Origin of the sequence: Streptomyces rubradiris (assembly GCF_016860525.1) — a bacterium.
GTDB lineage: Bacteria > Actinomycetota > Actinomycetes > Streptomycetales > Streptomycetaceae > Streptomyces > Streptomyces rubradiris.
Window position 1 is genome coordinate 2,599,456 of record NZ_BNEA01000015.1, and the last position, 19,769, is coordinate 2,619,224.

Here is a 19,769-nt window from a genome sequence, read left to right on the forward strand (position 1 = left end):
ACCCCGCCGTGCCCCGTCACGGGGCACGGCCGTTTCGAGGATCCCGCATGTCCGACATGTCCCGCCGTGCCTTCGGCGGTCTGCTCGGCGGCGGCGCGGTCTCCACCGTCACCGGTGCCGCGTCGCCCGCCCAGGCCGCCCCCGCCGAACGCCCCTTCCGCTCCCGCCCCGCCGCCGCTGCCGGGTCCCGCCCCAACTTCCTGGTCATCCTCGGTGACGACCTGGGCTGGGCCGACCTCTCCGCGTACGGCGCACCGCACATCAAGACCCCGAACCTGGACCGGCTGGCCCGCCAGGGGGTGCGCTTCACCGACGCCTACTCCGGCTCGGCGACCTGCTCGCCGACCCGCTTCAGCCTCTACACCGGCCGCTACCCGGGCCGTACCGAGGGCGGCCTGGCCGAACCGGTGGCCGACCGGTCCCAGGGCCTGGACCCGGGCCATCCCACGCTCGCCTCCCTGCTGAAGAAGGCCGGCTACGACACGGCCCTGATCGGCAAGTGGCACTGCGGCTGGCTGCCCGACTACAGCCCCACCAAGTCCGGCTGGGACGAGTTCTTCGGCAACTTCGGCGGGGTCCTGGAGTACTTCTCCAAGCTGGGCCAGCTCGGCGACTACGACCTGTACGAGGGCGACGCCGAGTACCACGACCTGCGCTACTACACCACCGTGCTGACCGAGCGGGCCGTCGAGTACGTCGGCCGCGGACACCGCCGGCCCTGGCTGCTCAACCTCAACTTCACCACCCCGCACTGGCCCTGGCTGGCCGAGGGCGACGCGGCGACCGGCGCCGAGATCGCCGCTCGGGTCCGGGCGGCGACGACACCGGCCCAGGCCACGGCGGCCCTGGGGCACCGGGACGGGGGCTCGGTCGCCAAGTACACCGAGATGGTGCAGAGCCTGGACGCGGCCGTCGGCGAGGTGCTGGCCGCGCTGCGCCGCTCCGGGCAGGAGGAGAACACGCTGGTGCTGTTCGCCAGCGACAACGGCGGTGAGCGCTGGTCGTACCAGTGGCCGCTGAGCGGGCAGAAGGCCGGTCTCCAGGAGGGCGGCATCCGGGTGCCGGCCATCCTGCGCTGGCCGGCCCGGATCGACGGCCACCAGGTCAGCCACGAACCGAACTTCTCCCCCGACTGGACCGCGACCCTGCTGGAACTCGGCGGCGCCCGCCCCGACCCGGCGCATCCGCTGGACGGCACCAGCCTCGCGGGCTACCTGCTGCGCGGCGAACGCCTGCCCGAACGCGACCTGTTCTGGCGGGTCCGGGGCAACCGGGCGCTGCGCCGGGGTGACTGGAAGTACTACCAGGACACCACCGGCACCGACCACCTCTACGACCTCGCCACCGACCTGCGCGAACAGGCCGACCTGGCCGCCGCCCGTCCGGAACTGCTGGCCGAGCTGAAGGGGGCGTGGGAGGACATAGCACGGGGGCTGCTGCCGTACACCGCCGGCTCCTGACCGGCACACCCGGGGCCGGGACGCGGAGTTCACGCCCGAGGGACCATCCGCCGGGCCGGACGGGCGGAAGCGGCTGGGACTCCGCCGACTCCTCGCACTGGCCCGCGGGTTGCGCGGGCTACCGTGACCGGATGATCATTCCTGAAGAAGTGCTGCCCGGCGGGACCCGGTTGCGGCTCGTCTCCCTCGACGACGCGGAGGCACTGCATCGCGCGTATACCGCGAACCGGGACCACCTGGCTCCGTGGGAACCCCGCCGCCCGGAGAGTTTCTTCACGGTCGAAGGCCAGGCCGCACGCATCCGTGAGCAACTGAAGCAGTTCGCGGAACAGCGTGCGGTGCCCTGGGTCCTCGAGAGCGACGGCGCCGTCATCGGCACGATCACCCTCTCGGGAATGGCGTTCGGGCCCTTCTGCAGCGCCCATCTGGGGTATTGGGTGGCCGCCGACCAGCAGAACCGGGGGCTGGCCGGTGCCGGAGTGGCGAGCGTCTGCCGCGCGGCCCGCGACATCATCGGCCTGCACCGCATCGAGGCCACCACGCTCCCCGACAACGCGCCGTCACAACGCGTGCTGAGCAAGAACGGTTTCGAGCCGATCGGCATGGCCCCGCGCTACCTGCACATCGACGGGGAATGGCGGGACCACCGTCTTTTCCAGAGGATTCTGCACGACGGCCCACCGTCGAACTGACGCGTGCGGGCCGCCGGCCGGTCATGCCAGGCTGTCCCGCCACGCCCGGTGGAGGTCCGCGAACCGGCCCGTGCCCGCGACGAGTTCGGCCGGGGTGCCGTCCTCGACGATCCGGCCGCCCTCCATCACCAGGACCCGGTCCGCGATCTCGACGGTGGACAGCCGGTGGGCGATGACCACGGCGGTGCGGCCCCGCAGCACCGTCGCCATCGCCCGCTGCACCGCCCGCTCCCCCGGCACGTCCAGCGAACTGGTCGCCTCGTCCAGGATCAGCACGGCCGGATCGGCGAGCAACGCCCGTGCGAAAGCGACCAGTTGGCGCTGGCCCGCCGAGATGCGGCCGCCGCGCTTGCGGACGTCGGTGTCGTAGCCGTCGGGCAGCGCGTTGATGAACTCGTGCGCGCCGATGGCCTTCGCCGCCCGCTCGATCTCCTCCCGGCCGGCGTCGGGCCGGCCGAGGCCGATGTTGTCGGCGACCGTGCCGGAGAACAGGAACGCCTCCTGCGTCACCATGACCACGCCACGCCGCAGTTCGGCCGTGGACAGCTCGCGCAGGTCCACGCCGTCCAGCAGCACCCGCCCGGCGGAGGGGTCGTAGAACCGGGCGAGCAGCTTGGCCAGGGTGGACTTGCCCGCGCCGGTGGAGCCGACGACCGCCACCGTCTGTCCGGCGGGCAGGGTGAGGTCGAAGCGGGGCAGCACCTCGCCGCCGGTGCGGTAGCCGAACCGGACCCCGTCGAACACCACTTCACGTCCCGGGACGTCGCCCGCGCGTGGCGGGAGCTGGCGTGGCACCCCCGGTTCGGGCACGGTCGGCTCCTGGGCCAGCAGACCGGCGATCTTCTCCAGGGACGCGGCGGCCGACTGGTAGGAGTTCAGGAACATGCCGAGCCGGTCGATCGGGTCGTACAGGCGGCGCAGGTACAGCACCGCCGCCGCCAGCACACCCAGCTCCAGCGAGCCGGAGGCCACCCGGTGGGCGCCCCACAGCACGATCGCCGCGACCGCCGTGTTGGCCACCAGCCGGGAGCCGACCACATAGCGGGCCATCTCCAGCAGCGCGTCCCCGTTCCTGCGCTCGTGCCGGGCGTTCAGGATCGCGAACTCGGCCTCGTTCGCTGCCTCCCGGCGGAAGGCACGCACCGGGCGGATGCCGTTCATCGTCTCCGTGAACTTCACGATCACCGCCGCCATCGCCGTGGACTTCGCGCCGTACACCCGCCCGGCGCGCCGCCGGTAGATCCGGACGAGCAGGTACAGCGGCCCGAAGGACGCCACCGCGACCGCGCCGAGGCCGAGGTCCAGCCAGAGCAGCAGGGCCGAGACGGAGATGAAGGACAGGATGACGGTCACCAGTTCCTGGAGCCCCTCGTCGAGGAGTTCGCGCAGCGACTCCACGTCCGTGGTGGCCCGGGAGATCAGCCGGCCCGAGGTGTACCGCTCGTGGAAGTCGATGCTCAGCGCCTGCGCGTGCCGGAAGATCCGGCCCCTGAGGTCCAGCAGCACGTCCTGGCTGACCCGCGCGGAGACCTCGATGAACGCGAACTGCAAAGCGCCCGAGGCGAGGGCGCACAGCAGATAGCCGGCGGCGATCGCGATCAGCGGGCCGTCGCGGTCGTGCCGGATGGCCGGTACGGCGGTGTCGATGGCGTACGCCACCAGCAGCGGGCCCGCCTGCACCGCCGCCTGCTGGAGCAGCAGCAGGAGCGTGGTGACCGCGACCCGGGCCTTCATCGGCGCGAGCAGCGAGCGCAGCAGGGCGGCGGTGGCGCCGGGCGGGACGGGCAGGACGTCCCGGTCGAAGGCGTCGCCCCGGCCGCCCGCGCCGCCGTCGCCGTCCGGGTCCTGGGTGCGGCCGGGTTCGCCGACGGTGACGGCGGGGGTGGAGGCGGGGGTGGAGGCGGACGTGGTGGTCATCGGGAGTCCTCCCGTTCCCCGGACATCAGATGGGCGTACTCGGCGTTGTCGCGCAGCAGTTGCCGGTGGGTGCCGACGGCCGCGATCCGGCCGCCCGAGAGCAGGGCGACCCGGTCGGCGAGCAGCACCGTGGACGGGCGGTGGGCGACGATCAGCGCCGTGGTGTCGGCGAGGACCTGCCGCAGCGCGGCCTCCACGGCGGCCTCGGTGTGCACGTCCAGGGCGGACAGCGGGTCGTCCAGCACGAGGAACTCCGGCCGGCCGACCACCGCGCGGGCCAGCGCGAGACGCTGGCGCTGGCCGCCGGACAGGCTGAGGCCCTGCTCGCCCACGCGGGTGTCGGTGCCCTGCGGCAGCGCGTGCGCGAAGTCGGCCCGGGCGATGGCGAGGGCCCGGTCCAGTTCGGGCTTCCCGGCCCCGTCCGGGGCGCCCATCAGCACGTTCTCGCCGACGCCGGCCGAGAACAGGGTGGGTTCCTCGAAGGCCACGGCGACCCTGGCACGCAGCTCCTCGCGGGGTATCCCGGTGATGTCCACGCCGTTCAGCGTGATCCGGCCGGAGGTGACCTCGTACAGGCGCGGGACGAGGGCGGTGAGCGTGGTCTTCCCGCTGCCGGTGGCGCCGACCAGGGCCATGGACTCCCCGGCCCGTATGTGCAGGTCGATGCCGTCGAGGAGGGGCGGGGAGCCGGCAGGCGCGTCGGGATACCGGAACCGCACCCCCTCGAACCGGATCCCGGATGCGGCGCCCGCCTCGGCCCGGGACGCCGGGCCCGATGCGGGGACGGGCGCGGTACGGGCTCTGGACTCGGGCTGAGCCTCACCCGCCCCCGCGGTTCCCGGCGCGGTGCCCTCGCCGCTCCCCTCCACCTCCTCGTCCATCACCTCGAAGTAGCGTTCCGTCGCCGTCGCCGCCTCCTGGCTCATCGCCAGCAGGAAGCCGATGGAGTCGACGGGCCAGCGCAGCGCCAGCGCGGTGCTGAGGAAGGCGACCAGCGTGCCCGCGGACAGCTCGCCGTCGGCGACGCGGACGGCGCCGAGGACCAGGGCCGCCCCGATGGCCACCTCGGGCAGCGCCACGATGACGCCCCAGATGGTGGCGAGCAGCCGCGCCTTGCGCAGTTCCGTGCCCCGCAGCCGGCCGGCCAGTTCCCGGAAGGCGCGCGCCTGGCTGCGGTGCCGGCCGAAGCCCTTGACGACGCGGATGCCGAGCACGCTCTCCTCGACCACCGTGGTCAGGTCCCCGACCTGGTCCTGGGCGCGCCGGGCCACCTGCGCGTACCGCCGTTCGAAGACCGCGCAGGTCCACATCACGGGGACGGCCGGGCCGAGGATGACCAGGCCCAGCATCCAGTCCTGCACCAGCATGATGGACACGCCGACCAGGATCGTCACGCCGTTGACCAGCAGGAAGGTCAGCGGAAAGGCGAGGAACACGCGCAGCAGCATCAGGTCGGTGGTGCCGCGCGAGAGCAACTGGCCGGACGCCCAGCGGTCGTGGAAGGCCACCGGCAGGCGTTGCAGCCGGCGGTACAGGTCCGCCCGCAGCTCCGCCTCGACGCGGGACAGCGGCCGGGCCACGAGCCAGCGCCGGATGCCGAACAGGACCGCCTCGGCGATGCCGAGCAGCAGCAGGTAGAGCGCGCCGAGCCACACGCCCGCCGGGTCGTGGTCGGCGACCGGCCCGTCCACCAGCCACTTCAGCACGAGCGGGATCACCAGCCCGGTGCAGGAGGCGACGACCGCGACGAGCGCCGCGGTGAACAGCCGGGCGCGCACGGGGCGCACGTACGGCCACAGGCGCAGCAGGGTGCGTACGGCGGAACGGTCGGCGGTCGAACGTGTAGTGGACATCATCGCGAGCGTACGGACCGTCCCCGGCGAGGCCCATCGAGTTTTGGCCGTACCTCACCGGGACATCGGACCTAGGACCGGGGTCGCAGGGGCGGGCCTCCCCAGAACACCGCGCCCCAACAGTTCGCATACCGAACATGAACATCCGGTCAACGAACCATTTCCGGCCAAGTTTGTGATGCGCTCCTGACAGGTGGCGGGATCTCCTGCCACTCTTCCCAGGCCGACTCACAGCGACCCCACAGCCCTCTCGTACGCGCGTGGGCCGGCCGAGCACCCGCACCTGGTTCCGCGTAACGCCCTGTTCTGCCCGGACGCCCGAACCCACCGTCCGGTCTCCCCTGGCCGCGCGACCCGCGGTCTCGCAGAAGGAGTCAGTGTTGAGAAGCAGTTCCTCTCGCGGACGCACCTCCCACACCGCACGGCGCCGCACCGCGCACCACCGCACCGCCACCGTCGCCCTCGCCGGCGTCGCCGCCCTGATCGCCGCCGCCGTCCAGGCCGGCGCCGCCACCGCCACCCCGCAGGCACCGCGGCCGGGCCAGGCGAACCCGGCGCACACGGCGGTCAAGCTGACCCCCTCGCAGCGCGCCGAACTGATCCGGCACGCCGACGCGGGCCGGGACGCCGCCGCCCGCCAACTCGGCCTGGGCGACCAGGAGAAGCTGGTCGTCAAGGACGTGGTCAAGGACGCCGACGGCACCCTGCACACCCGCTACGAGCGCACCTACGCGGGCCTGCCGGTGCTCGGCGGCGACCTGGTCGTGGCCACCGACACCGCCGGCAAGACCATGGAGGTGGTGCGGGCCACCAACGCCACGCTGAAGGTCGCCGGCCTCACCCCGGCGGTGCCGAAGGCGGCGGCGGAGCGGCAGGCCGTGGGGCGGGCGAAGGCGCTCGGCGGGACCAAGCCGGCCGCGGACAGCGTCCGCAAGGTGATCTGGGCCGCGACCGGCAAGCCGGTGCTGGCCTACGAGACGGTGGTCGGCGGGCTCCAGGAGGACGGCACCCCCAACGAGCTGCACGTCATCACGGACGCGGCCACCGGCGAGAAGCTCTACGAGTACCAGGGCGTCAAGAACGGCGTGGGCAACACCCAGTACAGCGGGCAGGTCACGCTGACCACGACCCAGTCGGGCTCGACGTACAACCTCACCGACGGGGCGCGCGGCGGCCACAAGACGTACAACCTCAACCGCGGCACCTCCGGCACCGGCACGCTGTTCTCGCAGTCCTCGGACACCTGGGGCAACGGCACCAGCTCCAACGCGGCCACCGCGGGCGCGGACGCCCACTACGGCGCCGCGCTCACCTGGGACTTCTACAAGAGCGCCTTCGGCCGCAACGGCATCAAGAACAACGGTGTCGGCGCCTACTCCCGCGTCCACTACGGCAACGCGTACGTCAACGCGTTCTGGACCGACAGCTGCTTCTGCATGACCTACGGCGACGGCTCCGGCAACGCCAAGCCGCTGACCTCGATCGACGTGGCCGCCCACGAGATGAGCCACGGCGTCACCTCGGCCACCGCGAACCTGAACTACAGCGGTGAGTCCGGCGGCCTGAACGAGGCGACCAGCGACATCATGGCCGCGGGCGTGGAGTTCTACGCGAACAACTCCACCGACGTCGGGGACTACCTGGTCGGCGAGAAGATCGACATCAACGGCAACGGCACCCCGCTGCGCTACATGGACAAGCCCAGCAAGGACGGCGCGTCCAAGGACAACTGGTACTCGGGCATCGGCGGCGTGGACGTGCACTACTCGTCCGGCCCGGCGAACCACTTCTTCTACCTGCTGAGCGAGGGCAGCGGCGCCAAGGTCGTCAACGGCGTCAGCTACAACTCGCCCACCGCGGACGGCCTTCCGGTCACCGGCATCGGCCGGGACAAGGCGCTGCAGATCTGGTACCGGGCGCTGACCACCAAGTGGACGTCCACCACCAACTACGCGGGCGCCCGCACCGGCACCCTCGCGGCGGCCGGCGAGCTGTACGGCACCACCAGCGCCGAGTACAAGGCGGTGCAGGACGCCTGGGCGGGCATCGGGGTCGGCGCCCGCTCCGGCGGCGGCGGGGGCGGCGGCACCTCGTACGAGAGCGGCACGCCGGTGGCCATCCCGGACAACGGAGCGGCCGTCACCTCGGACATCACCGTCACCGGCCGGACCGGGAACGCGCCGGCCAACCTCCAGGTGAGCGTGGACATCGCGCACACCTACCGGGGCGACCTGGTGATCGATCTCGTCGGCCCGTCGGGCACCGCCTACCGGCTGAAGGGCTACAGCTCCTCGGACTCGGCGGACGGCGTCAACGAGACCTACACGGTCAACGCGGCGGCGGAATCGGCCAACGGGACCTGGAAGCTGCGGGTACAGGATCAAGCCACCTACGACACCGGGACGATCAACGGCTGGAAGCTGACCTTCCCGTAAACAGCAGGGCGAAAGGCCGGAGTTGACGGCGCCGCCCGGGGGCGGGACCCCCTCGGGCGGCGCCGGTTAACACCCCCGAAACGTTCACCGGCTGGTCGATTTTCAGCCAACATCACTTCAGGGTCCTGACATGTCCGCGTCCTTGATGTCACTCTCTCTCCACCCGCCGCAGCAGCACAGCAACTTCACAACGCCACACACGCCGGCCAGTAACCCCGCACTGACCGGACTCCCCCACGAGAAGGAGCTTCCGTGAGCCCCCTCTACGCGCGTCACAAGCGCACCACCCTGGCCATCGCCACCGCTGTCGCCGCCGGAGCCCTGCTCTCCACCGGTCTGACCACCAGTGCCAACGCGCAGGCCCCGACCGAAGCCGCCGCCGCTGCCAAGCCCCTGGCCGCCGCCCCGACCGCGCTGACCGCCGCGGCCCGCACCTCCCTGATCCAGCAGGCCCAGGCCGACGCCACCGAGACCGCGCGGCACATAGGCCTCGGCGCCCAGGAGAAGCTGGTCGCCAAGGACGTCGTCAAGGACGCCGACGGCACGCTGCACACCCGCTACGAGCGCACCTACGCGGGCCTTCCGGTCCTCGGCGGCGACCTGATCGTCCACACCGCCAAGTCCGGCGCGACCCAGGGCGTCACCAAGGCCAATCCCGCGGCCCTGAAGCCGGCCTCGCTCAAGCCGCAGATCACCGCCGCCAAGGCCGAACAGCAGGCCGTGTCCGCCGCCAAGGCGCTCGGCTCCGCCAAGACCACCGCGGACGGCGCCCGCCAGGTCGTCTGGGCCGGCTCCGGCAAGCCCGTCCTCGCCTACGAGACGATCGTCGGCGGCTTCCAGGACGACGGCACCCCGAACCAGCTGCACGTCATCACCGACGCGGCCACCGGCAAGAAGCTCTACGAGTACCAGGGCATCGAGAACGCGACCGGCAAGACGCTGTACTCCGGCACGGTCACCCTCAACTCCGTGCAGTCGGGGTCGACGTACCAGCTCACCGACAGCGCGCGGGGCAACCACAAGACGTACAACCTGGCCCGCAAGACGTCCGGCACGGGCACCCTGGTGGCCAACTCGACCAACGTCTTCGGCACCGGCACCGCCTCCACCTCCTCCTCGGACCAGACGGCGGCCGCCGACGCCGCCTACGGCGCGGGCCTGACCTGGGACTTCTACAAGAGCACCTTCGGCCGCAACGGCATCAAGAACAGCGGTGTCGGCGCCTACTCCCGTGTGCACTACGGCAACGCGTACGTCAACGCGTTCTGGGACGACAGCTGCTTCTGCATGACCTACGGCGACGGCTACGGCAACGCCAGCCCGCTGACCTCGATCGACGTGGCCGGCCACGAGATGAGCCACGGCGTCACCTCGAACACCGCGGGCCTCAACTACTCCGGTGAGTCCGGCGGCCTGAACGAGGCCACCAGCGATATCTTCGGCACGGGCGTGGAGTTCTTCGCCAACAACGCGTCCGACCCCGGTGACTACCTCATCGGCGAGAAGATCGACATCAACGGCGACGGCACCCCGCTGCGCTACATGGACAAGCCCAGCAAGGACGGCGGCTCGGCGGACTACTGGTCCTCCACGGTCGGCAACAAGGACGTCCACTACTCGTCCGGCGTCGCGAACCACTTCTTCTACCTCCTCGCGGAGGGCAGCGGCGCGAAGACGATCAACGGCGTCAGCTACAACTCGCCGACGTACAACGGCTCCACCGTCACCGGCATCGGCCGCGCCAAGGCGCTGCAGATCTGGTACAAGGCGCTGACCACGTACATGACGTCGACGACCAACTACAAGGCCGCCCGCACGGCGACCCTGAACGCGGCGTCCGCGCTGTACGGCTCCACCAGCACCGAGTACAAGGCGGTCGCGGCGGCGTGGTCCGCCGTCAACGTCAACTAGTACCTGCCGGACCGGCACAGGCGGGCGGCACCCGGGACCAGCGCGTCCCGGGTGCCGCCCTACCCTTGTGACCCATGTCCTCGGCGCCCTTCACCTATGAGCCGGTCGGTGCGACCCGCGACGACCTGACGTTCTGCCCGCCCGGCTTCCGTCCCATGCTCGTGCGCACCCGCCTCGGCGAGGGCCACGCGGTGTTCCGGCGGGCCGCCGAGGCGGTCCTCACCTGGGAGATGCACCGCACACTGGGCGTCGGCATCGACGCCACCGCCGACCGCGCGGCCCCCGGCGTCGACGTCACGGTCACCCTGGCCGGCGTCGTCAAGGCACCCTGCCGCGTCATATGGACCGCAGAGGAACCCCGCCGCGCCGGCTGGGCCTACGGCACCCTTGAGGGCCACCCCGAGTGCGGCGAGGAGGCCTTCGTCGTCGACCGCACCGGCGACGGCACGGTCTGGCTCACGGTGTCCGCCTTCAGCAAGCCGGCCAAGTGGTACGCGAAGGCAGGCGGCCCGGCCACCAGAGGCTTCCAGCACGCCTACGCCCGCCGCTGCGGAACAGTCCTCAAACGCCTCTGCGAAGACCAGCCACAACCGTGACCTGACGCCCCCTTGTTCCGAGTGGAACGGGATCCCGCCAACCTCTTCACCGGACACCCGTGCCGCGTTGCTGACGGCAACGCGTGAGTGTAATGATCCGAAGCATGTTCGACCACGGGGACACCACCATCCCGACGACACGAATACCCAGGTCACGCCTGTACGACTACATGGACGAGCCCCGAGTCCGTACCGGACACTCCAGACCTCGACGTGCGGACGGTGAGGGCGCGCGGGGAGTCGTTCCGTCAGGCGTGGGCGAACAGTGAGCAGGGCTGGAAGGACGCGGCCCGTGATGCGCTGACCTCGCGCTCCTCGGTTGTGCCGGGCGTGGGACCGGCCGACGTGGCGGGTGCTGTCGGTGTCTCGCGGGAGCGTTACGACCAGATGCTGGACGAGGCGTTCGGTCCCTCTGCCGAGGCCCGCGCCGAAGCTGCCGGGCAGCAGGGCCAGGAGGGCTGATGGGGATCGGGGATGTCACCAACAAGCTCCTCAGCGGCGGGGAGGATCTGGTCGACCGGGGCAAGAAGCTCGTCGGCAAGGGCGTGGACTACACGACGGACAAGATCGGTGACGGTCTGGACTACGTCGGGGCGCACAAGTGGGCCGATGTGGTGGAGGACTGGGGCGACGGGGTCGCCTCCGATCTGGGGGCGACCCCGGGTGAGCAGCAGCTCGGTGAGAGTGAGGAGGCCAACGAGCTCGTCCACGGCAACCCGGCCAAGATCCGGCAGAGCGCGAAGCACCTGCGGGACTTCCACAGCGCCTTCGACAAGGTCGGCCAGGGCTTGAAGAAGGTCGACTCCTCCGGCTGGAGGGGTGAGGGCGGGGACGCGTTCCGGGAGAAGTTCGGTGTGCACCCGGTCAAGTGGGCGCAGGCCGCCCAGGCGTGTGAGACGGCGGCCGGCGCGCTGGAGTCGTACGCCGACACGGTGAAGTGGGCGCAAGGACAGGCCGAGGAAGCCGTGCGCCTGTACAAGAAGGGCGTGAAGGCGTCCAAGGAGGCGTTCGAGGCCCACAAGGAGAAGGTCGCCGCCTACAACGAGAAGGCGCACGCGGGCGAGGACCCCGGCCCCCGGCCCGCCGAGTTCCAGGACCCGGGCAAGGCCGATGTCCAGGCCGCGCTCCATCAGCTGGCCCAGGCCCGCAAGCAGCGCAACACCGCCGCCGCCGAAGCCCAGGGCAAGGTCAGGACGGCCCTCGCCCACGCTCCGGCCGAGCCCCCGCCGCTGGACCGCATCAAGAACAACCTGTCCGACGGTGTCCTGTCCGCCGGCATCGAGCTGACCCACTTCGCCGGGGGCGTCGTCAAGGGCACGGCCGGCCTGGGCACCTTCGTCCGCGGCCTGAACCCCATCGACCCCTACAACCTCAACCACCCCGCCGCGTACATGCAGAACGTCAGCATGACGCTCTCGGGGCTGGTCTCCACCGCCGCCCACCCCGAACGCACCGCCAAGACCATGTGGGACGAGTTCCGCAAGGACCCCTCCGAATCCGGCGGCCGGTTCCTGCCCGAACTCCTCGGCACCAAGGGCGCGGGGCTGGGACGCAGCGGTCTGCGGCTGGGGCTGAAGAAGGGTGCGGAGGAAGCCGCTGAGCAAGGGGCGCGCAAGGGAGCCCGGAACGCGGTCGAGGAGGGCGCGGAGGACGTCTCCCGGCGCCCGGTCGACAAGGTCTGCGAGAAGGACCCCGTCGATGTCGCCACCGGCCGGATGGTGCTGCCGCAGACCGACGTCTCGCTCCCCGGCATCCTGCCCCTCGTCGTCAAGCGCCAGTTCGAGTCGTCGTACCGGCTCGGTGGCTGGTTCGGCCCGGCCTGGTCCTCCACCCTCGACCAGCGCCTGGAGATCGACGTGGAGGGTGTCGTCTTCGTCGGCGAGGACGGGGTGACGCTCGCCTACCCCCATCCCGCCCCGGGCGTGCCGACCCTGCCCAGCCACGGCCCGCGCTGGCCCCTGGACCGGGTGGACGACGGCTACACCTTGACCGACCCCGAGTCGGGCCGGGTACGGCACTTCGCAGACCGCTCCGAGGACCTGGCGGTCCTGGAACAGCTGAACGACCGAAACGGCAACTGGATCACCTTCGAGTACGACACCGAGGGCACCCCGCTGGCGATCGCCTCCGCGGCCGGTCACCGGCTACTGCTGTCGAGCTCGGACGGCAGAGTCACCGCGCTGCACCTGGCGAACGCGGCAGCCGACGGCACCGACCAGGAACTCGTCCGCTACGGCTACACCGACGGCAACCTCACCGAGGTCGTCAACTCCTCCGGCCGCCCCACCGTCTTCGGCTACGACGACCAGGGCCGCGTCACTTCCTGGACGGACACCAACGACAGCCACTTCACCTACGTCTACGACGACCAGGACCGCTGCACCCACCAGTCCGGCGACGCCGGCCACCTGGCCTCCACTTTCACCTACTCGCCGGTGGACCCCGACACCGGCGAACACACCACGACCATCACCAACTCACACGGCCACACCACCCAATACCTGATCAACCACCGCTGCCAGGTGATCGCCGAAACCGACGCACTCGGCGCGACCACCCACTACACCCGCGACCGCTACAACCGTCTGCTGTCCACGACGGACCCGTTGGGCCACACGACGGCGTTCGAGTACGACGAGACGGGCAACCTCGTCTCGGTCGCCCGCCCGGACGGCCGCGAGACGAGGGCCGAGTACAACGCCCTCGGCCTGCCGGTGAAGGTGGTGAACCCGGACGGCACGGTGTTCCACCAGACCTACGACGATCGGGGCAACCGCACGTCGGTGACGGACCCGGCCGGCCGGACGACCCGCTTCACCTACACGGAGGCGGGCCACCTGACCTCGGTGACGGACCCGTTAGGCAACACGACCACGGTGGTCTGCGACCCCACGGGCCTCCCCGTGCAGATGACAGACCCCCTGGGCGCGACCACCCGCTACGAACGCAACACCCTCGGCCTCCCGACCGCCATCACGGACCCACTCGGTGGCGTCACCCGCCTGGAATGGACGCTCGAAGGCCGACTGACCCGCCACACGGCCCCCGACGGCACCACGGAAACGTGGACGTACGACGGCGAGGGCAACTGCACCAGCCACACCGACCCCCTCGGCGGCGTCACCCGCTTCGAGTACACCCACTTCGACCTGCTGACCGCCCGCACCGGCCCGGACGGCGTCCGCTACGAATTCACCCACGACACCGAACTACGCCTCACCAAGGTCACCAACCCACAGGGCCTGACCTGGACGTACGAGTACGACCCCGCAGGCCACCTGGCCCGCGAGACGGACTTCGACGGCCGGACCTTGACGTACGAGTACGACCCGGCAGGCCGCTTGGCGGCACGACGGAACACCCTCGGCGAGGAAACGAGGTTCGACCGCAACGCGCTGGGCCAGGTACTCCGCAAGACCGTGGCGGGCGGGGTCACGACCTACGCCTACGACCTGACCGACCAACTCGCCCACGCGACCGGCCCCGACGGCACCACCCTCACCCTGCTCCGCGACCGCCACGGCCGCCTGCGCTCGGAAACGGTCGACGGCCGCACGGTGACGTACACCTACGACGCCTTAGGCCGCCGCACGAGCCGGGTGACCCCGACCGGGGCGAAGACCACCTGGTCCTACGACGAGGCAGGCCGCCGCACAGGCATGACGGCATCCGGACGGACGATCGACTTCTCCTACGACGAGGCCGGACACGAACTGAGGCGCCTGGTCGGCGACACGATCACCCTGCAACACACCTTCGACCCGACGGGCCGCCTCACGGCCCAGTCGGTCACCGGCGCAGGAGGCCGCAGAGTCCAAAACCGGAGGTACACCTACCGGGCCGACGGCAACCTGACCGCCATCGAGGACGAGTTGTCCGGCACGCGCCGCTTCGACCTGGACGCGACAGGCAGGGTGACGGCGGCCCACGCGGCAGGCTGGACGGAACGCTACGCCTACGACGAGGCAGGCAACCAAACCGAAGCCGCCTGGCCGGCAACCCACCCCGGAGCAGAGTCAACAGGCCCCCGCACCTACACCGGCACCCGCATCACCCGAGCCGGCAACGTCCGCTACGAACACGACGCCCTCGGCCGCATCACCCTCCGCCAGAAAACCCGCCTCTCTCGCAAGCCGGACACCTGGCACTACGAATGGGACGCCGAAGACCGCCTCACCTCAGTGGTCACCCCCGACGGCACTCGCTGGCGCTACACCTACGACCCCCTGGGCCGCCGCACCGCGAAACTCCGCCTGGGCGAGGACGGCGAAACAGTCGTGGAGCGAGTGGACTTCACCTGGGACGGCACAACGCTCTGCGAACAAACCACAACATCCGAAGCCTTCCCCCACCCGATCACCCTGACCTGGGACCACCAGGGCCTACGCCCCCTGGCTCAAACGGAACGCATCACCGCAGCCGACGCGCCCCAAGAGGAGATCGACTCCCGCTTCTTCGCCATCATCACCGACCTCATCGGCACCCCCACAGAACTGCTGGACGAACAGGGCGACATCGCCTGGCACACCCGCAGCACCCTCTGGGGCACAACGGCGTGGTCAACAAACAGCACCACCTACACCCCCCTACGCTTCCCAGGCCAGTACTACGACCCCGAAACCGGCTTCCACTACAACTACTACCGCCACTACGACCCCGAAACAGCGCGCTACCTCACACCCGACCCCCTCGGACTTTCACCTGCACCCAACCCCGACACTTACGTTCACAATCCCCACACCTGGGCCGATCCGCTCGGGCTAACCCCTTGCGAACCTAAGGAAATTCTCCCTGAGGGCTACACACCATCTCCGGCCTTGGAACGGGACCCGTATCACCCGGACATGGTCAAAGACCGGCGGGATGCGAATCACGAGCTCTACGCTGCGACCCCCGCGGACAGGGCTGCCGAACTTGGATACACTAAGAGAATCTCTCCTCAGAAGGCACCTTTCCACTCACACGGACAAGAGGTGTTCTTCAACGGGAAGAACTACATAACGCCGGACGTGGATGGCCATAATGTCTCCGACGGCTGGAAGATGTTCAATAAAAGGGGACAGAGGATTGGCACCTATGACGCAGACCTCAACTACATCAAGAAGTGAGGCCTTCTCCATCCGAGTGCTGTCTGTGCCGTCCCGCTCCGGAGTCGCAGCGGGCGAGAGTGCCATTGGGCACATCACGGTGGGCGACTTCGAAGAGAGCTTTCCAATGGATCTGACCTATTGGGGCGTGGAGCAATACCAAACCAGCTGGGCAAGCTGCCTAAGGATTCTGGAAGGTGGACACGACACTACGTCGTGCCTCATTTCGTCCATCACGGATCCGTCACACAGCAACTTCATCACCTGCTGGCCCCTCTACAGGTCCGGGGAGACCGTCTTCATTCAAAACTCGATCATTTTCCTTGAAGACCTGCCGGAACATTTCAACCCCGCGGAGCCTTGGCATTCCGTCGAACCGAGATCAACGGTCGACGAAGAGGGGCACGAGGTATCCGAATGGCAGACAACCATCAGCGAGATCAGGAGATTCCTCCACATGTCGCATTGACGGTCGGTGCCACGCTTGACGGCCCCCGATGGTGCTGATGGCCTGAGTAGAGGGGTGCCACCGGTCCAGCGGCCACGCGCACCCACCTCGGCGAAGGCCACGCGGTGTTCCGGAGGACCGCCGAGGCGGTCCTCATATGGACCGCAGAGGAACCCCGCCGCGCCGGCTGGACCTACGGCACCCTTGAGGGCTACCCCGAGTGCGGCGAGGAGGCCTTCGTCGTCGACCGCACCGGCGACGGCACGGTCTGGCTCACGGTGTCCGCCTTCAGCCCCAGGTGTGCGGACCCGCCCCTCTGTAGGTCAGAAGATTCCTCGGCACATCACTTTGAGGCAGCCAAATGTCACGGAAGCACTCGGACCCACTCTCTTCACGGAGTGGCAGATCGAGAGGGGGTCAAGCGCGGCGCCGGCCGCCATAAGGTCTCCGATTTCAGCGACCGAGTGAGGGAACGGGTCATGGAGATCCTCGGCACGCCGTAGCGGGCAGCAGACCACCGAGCGGCCCTGCCGAATCCGGGCGGGGCGATTCGGTGACCGCCCCGCTCCCTCACCGCAACACCACCCCCGCCCCCTCCACCACCTCCTCCGGCGGGATCGTCACCAGGCCCGTTTCCGCGGAGGAGGCGAGGAGGGGGTGGGTGGGGAGGATGCGGACCGTGTAGCCGTAGGGGCCGGTGCGGTCCAGGGACAGGGGGCCCTCGTAGAGCACGCGGCCCTCCAGGTCGGCGGTGCCGGCCGGCTTCAGCGGGACGACCGTGGCGTCCGTGATGCGGTCCTGTTCGTCCACCCGGCCCGACACCGCCTGGACCTCCACGTCCTCGGGGGTCAGCTCGCCGAGGGCCACCCGGACCCGCAGGCCCACCGTGGTCCCCAGTTCCGCCGTGGGCGTCGTCGCCGTCGTCTCCACGTGGTCCACGCTCACCCCGGGCCAGGCGGCCCGCACCCGGGCCTTCCAGCCGGCCAGGTCCCGGGCGGTGTCCGGGGTCAGCGCGCGGTGGGCGCGGGCGGCGGGGGCGTAGAGGCGGTCCACGTACTCGCGGACCATGCGGCCGGCCAGCACCTTCGGGCCGAGCAGGGAGAGGGTCCGGCGGACCATCTGGATCCAGCGGTCGGGCAGGCCCGCGCGCCCGCGTTCGTAGAAGCGGGGCGCGATCCGCTGTTCCAGGAGGTCGTACAGGGCGGCCGCCTCGATGTCGTCACGGTGGTCGGGGTCGGTGCCCGCGCCGTCCGCCGTCGGGATGGCCCAGCCGAAGTCCGGCTGGAACCACTCGTCCCACCAGCCGTCCAGCACCGAGAGGTTCAGGCAGCCGTTCAGGGCCGCCTTCATGCCCGACGTACCGCACGCCTCCAGCGGGCGCAGCGGGTTGTTCAGCCAGACGTCGCAGCCGGGGTAGAGCCGCTGCGCCATCGCCATGCCGTAGTCGGGGAGGAAGACGATGCGGTGGCGCACCCGCGGGTCGTCGGTGAACCGGACCAGTTCCTGCACCAGCCGCATGCCGCCGTCGTCCGCCGGGTGCGCCTTGCCCGCGACCACGATCTGCACCGGACGGTCGGGGTGCAGCAGCAGTTCCGTCAGCCGGTCGCGGTCCCGGAGCATCAGCGTCAGCCGCTTGTACGACGGGACCCGGCGGGCGAAGCCGATCGTGAGCACGTCCGGGTCCAGGACGTCGTCGATCCAGCCCAACTCGGCGTCCCCGGCCCCGCGTTGCCGCCATGACGTGCGCAGCCGCTCCCGTACCTCCAGCACCAGCCGTTCCCGCAGGGCGCGGCGCAGCTCCCAGATGTCCTGGTCCGGGATGTCCGCGACCGAGTCCCAGCGCTCGGAGCCGCCGACGCTCAGCGCGTCCTCGGCCCGCTGGGCGCCGACCTGCCGGGTGGCCAGCCGCAGCACCTCCGGCGCCACCCAGGTCGGGGCGTGCACCCCGTTGGTCACCGAGGTGATCGGCACCTCCTCGGCATCGAACCCCGGCCACAGGCCCGCGAACATCTCCCGGCTGACCTGGCCGTGCAGCAGCGAGACGCCGTTGGCGCGCTGGGCCAGCCGCAGTCCCATCACCGCCATGTTGAACAGGTTCGGCTCGCCACCCGGGTACGTCTCCCGGCCCAGCTCCAGCACCCGCCGCACATCGATGCCGGGCAGTTCGGCGTCGGGGCCGAAGTGCCGGCCCACCAGGTCCCGGTCGAAGCGATCGATGCCGGCCGGGACCGGGGTGTGCGTGGTGAACACCGTGCCGGCCCGCACCGCCTCCAGCGCCGCGTCGAAGTCCAGCCCGTCCGCGCACAGTTCGGCGATCCGCTCCAGGCCGAGGAACCCGGCGTGCCCCTCGTTGGTGTGGAACACCTCCGGCACCGGGTGCCCGGTGAGCCGGCAGTACGTCCGCACCGCCCGCACCCCTCCTATGCCGAGCAGCATCTCCTGGAGCAGCCGGTGTTCGCTGCCGCCGCCGTAGAGCCGGTCGGTGACCCCGCGTTCGCCGAGGTCGTTCTCCTCCACGTCCGAGTCGAGCAGCAGCAGCGGCACCCGGCCGACCTGCGCCAGCCAGATCCGGGCGCGCAGCTCCTTGCCGCCGGGCAGGGCGAGACGGACGTGCGCGGATGTGGCGTCGGGCTCCTTCAGCTGGGTGAGCGGCAGTTCGTTGGGGTCGAGCACCGGGTAGTGCTCCTGCTGCCAGCCGTCCCGGGAGAGGGTCTGGCGGAAGTAGCCGTGCCGGTAGAGGAGTCCGACGCCGATCAGGGGAACGCCGAGGTCGCTGGCCGCCTTCAGGTGATCGCCGGCGAGGATGCCTAGCCCGCCGGAGTACTGCGGGAGGGCGGCCGTGATGCCGAACTCCGGGGAGAAGTAGGCGATGGCGGCGGGCAGGCCGTCCGCCTGGGTCTGGTACCAGCGCTCCCCGGTCAGATAGTCGTCGAGGTCGTCGGCGACGGCGGACAGGCGGCGCAGGAACCGCCGGTCACCGGCCAGTTCGGCCAGCCGGGCGGGGCGCACCCGGCCCAGCAGCCGCACCGGGTCACCACCGGACGCGGCCCATGCCTCGGGGTCGACGGACTGGAACAGATCGCGCGTCTCCGCATGCCAGGACCAGCGCAGATTGCGCGCCAGGTCGCTCAGCGGCCGCAGGGGGTCGGGGAGAACGGGACGGACGGTGAACCGACGGATCGCCTTCACATTCCACCTCGGGACGCGTCGCGGGGTGAGCCGCACGGAGCCGTGCGCCTCGTCGTCTCCTTCGACGGTAGTGGTTACCGCGCGGTCGGTGGGGACGTACCGGCCGGGGGTGTCGGTGCGTCAGGCGCCGGTCACCGGGCACCCGGAAAGAAGGGGAACCGGTCTTGTGTGCGGACGTACG

The 19,769-nt window shown here is 70.6% G+C and carries 11 protein-coding genes and 1 pseudogene; 9 read left to right on the forward strand and 3 right to left on the reverse strand.

Annotated elements, in window-relative coordinates; genetic code table 11:
• Nucleotides 1–47 precede the first annotated feature (47 nt).
• Nucleotides 48–1,460, forward strand: a complete 1,413-nt coding sequence (locus Srubr_RS24595; RefSeq protein WP_189998465.1) for a sulfatase family protein — start codon at nt 48–50, stop codon at nt 1,458–1,460.
• Between the two features lie 131 nt (nt 1,461–1,591).
• Nucleotides 1,592–2,152: a GNAT family N-acetyltransferase gene (locus Srubr_RS24600; protein ID WP_189998467.1), complete on the forward strand. Its 561-nt coding sequence runs from the start codon at nt 1,592–1,594 to the stop codon at nt 2,150–2,152.
• A 21-nt stretch (nt 2,153–2,173) separates the two neighbouring features.
• Here the strand turns inward: Srubr_RS24600 and Srubr_RS24605 are convergent, their stop codons facing one another.
• Nucleotides 2,174–4,069: an ABC transporter ATP-binding protein gene (locus Srubr_RS24605; protein ID WP_189998469.1), complete on the reverse strand. Its 1,896-nt coding sequence runs from the start codon at nt 4,067–4,069 to the stop codon at nt 2,174–2,176.
• On the reverse strand, nt 4,066–5,922 hold the full coding sequence (locus Srubr_RS24610) for an ABC transporter ATP-binding protein (protein ID WP_189998471.1): 1,857 nt from the start codon (nt 5,920–5,922) through the stop codon (nt 4,066–4,068). The genes Srubr_RS24605 and Srubr_RS24610 overlap by 4 nt, the downstream gene beginning before the upstream one ends.
• A gap of 380 nt (nt 5,923–6,302) precedes the next feature.
• On the opposite strand from Srubr_RS24610, the gene Srubr_RS24615 reads away from it, so the two are divergent.
• The 7 genes and pseudogenes from Srubr_RS24615 to Srubr_RS24645 all read left to right on the forward strand — a co-directional run.
• Entirely contained in the window at nt 6,303–8,357 is a 2,055-nt protein-coding gene (locus Srubr_RS24615) for a M4 family metallopeptidase (RefSeq protein ID WP_189998473.1), read from the forward strand.
• 252 nt (nt 8,358–8,609) lie between these two features.
• Nucleotides 8,610–10,268: a M4 family metallopeptidase gene (locus Srubr_RS24620; protein WP_189998474.1), complete on the forward strand. Its 1,659-nt coding sequence runs from the start codon at nt 8,610–8,612 to the stop codon at nt 10,266–10,268.
• A 74-nt stretch (nt 10,269–10,342) separates the two neighbouring features.
• Nucleotides 10,343–10,864: a DUF1990 domain-containing protein gene (locus tag Srubr_RS24625; RefSeq protein WP_189998476.1), complete on the forward strand. Its 522-nt coding sequence runs from the start codon at nt 10,343–10,345 to the stop codon at nt 10,862–10,864.
• Nucleotides 10,865–11,077: 213 nt separating this feature from the next.
• Nucleotides 11,078–11,326, forward strand: coding sequence for a hypothetical protein (locus Srubr_RS24630; protein WP_189998478.1), 249 nt, complete (start codon nt 11,078–11,080; stop codon nt 11,324–11,326).
• The gene (locus Srubr_RS24635; protein ID WP_203855050.1) at nt 11,326–15,972 is read left to right on the forward strand and encodes a putative T7SS-secreted protein; all 4,647 of its coding nucleotides are present in this window, start codon (nt 11,326–11,328) and stop codon (nt 15,970–15,972) included. The genes Srubr_RS24630 and Srubr_RS24635 overlap by 1 nt, the downstream gene beginning before the upstream one ends.
• Nucleotides 15,941–16,420 (forward strand): hypothetical protein, encoded by a 480-nt coding sequence (locus Srubr_RS24640; protein WP_229927032.1) that lies wholly within the window; start codon nt 15,941–15,943, stop codon nt 16,418–16,420. The genes Srubr_RS24635 and Srubr_RS24640 overlap by 32 nt, the downstream gene beginning before the upstream one ends.
• Before the next feature lie 65 nt (nt 16,421–16,485).
• A pseudogene (locus Srubr_RS24645) lies at nt 16,486–16,692 on the forward strand (DUF1990 family protein); the annotation flags it as partial.
• 277 nt (nt 16,693–16,969) lie between these two features.
• Here the strand turns inward: Srubr_RS24645 and Srubr_RS24650 are convergent.
• On the reverse strand, nt 16,970–19,588 hold the full coding sequence (locus Srubr_RS24650; protein ID WP_189999950.1) for a glycosyltransferase family 1 protein: 2,619 nt from the start codon (nt 19,586–19,588) through the stop codon (nt 16,970–16,972).
• Between the last annotated feature and the right edge of the window lie 181 nt (nt 19,589–19,769).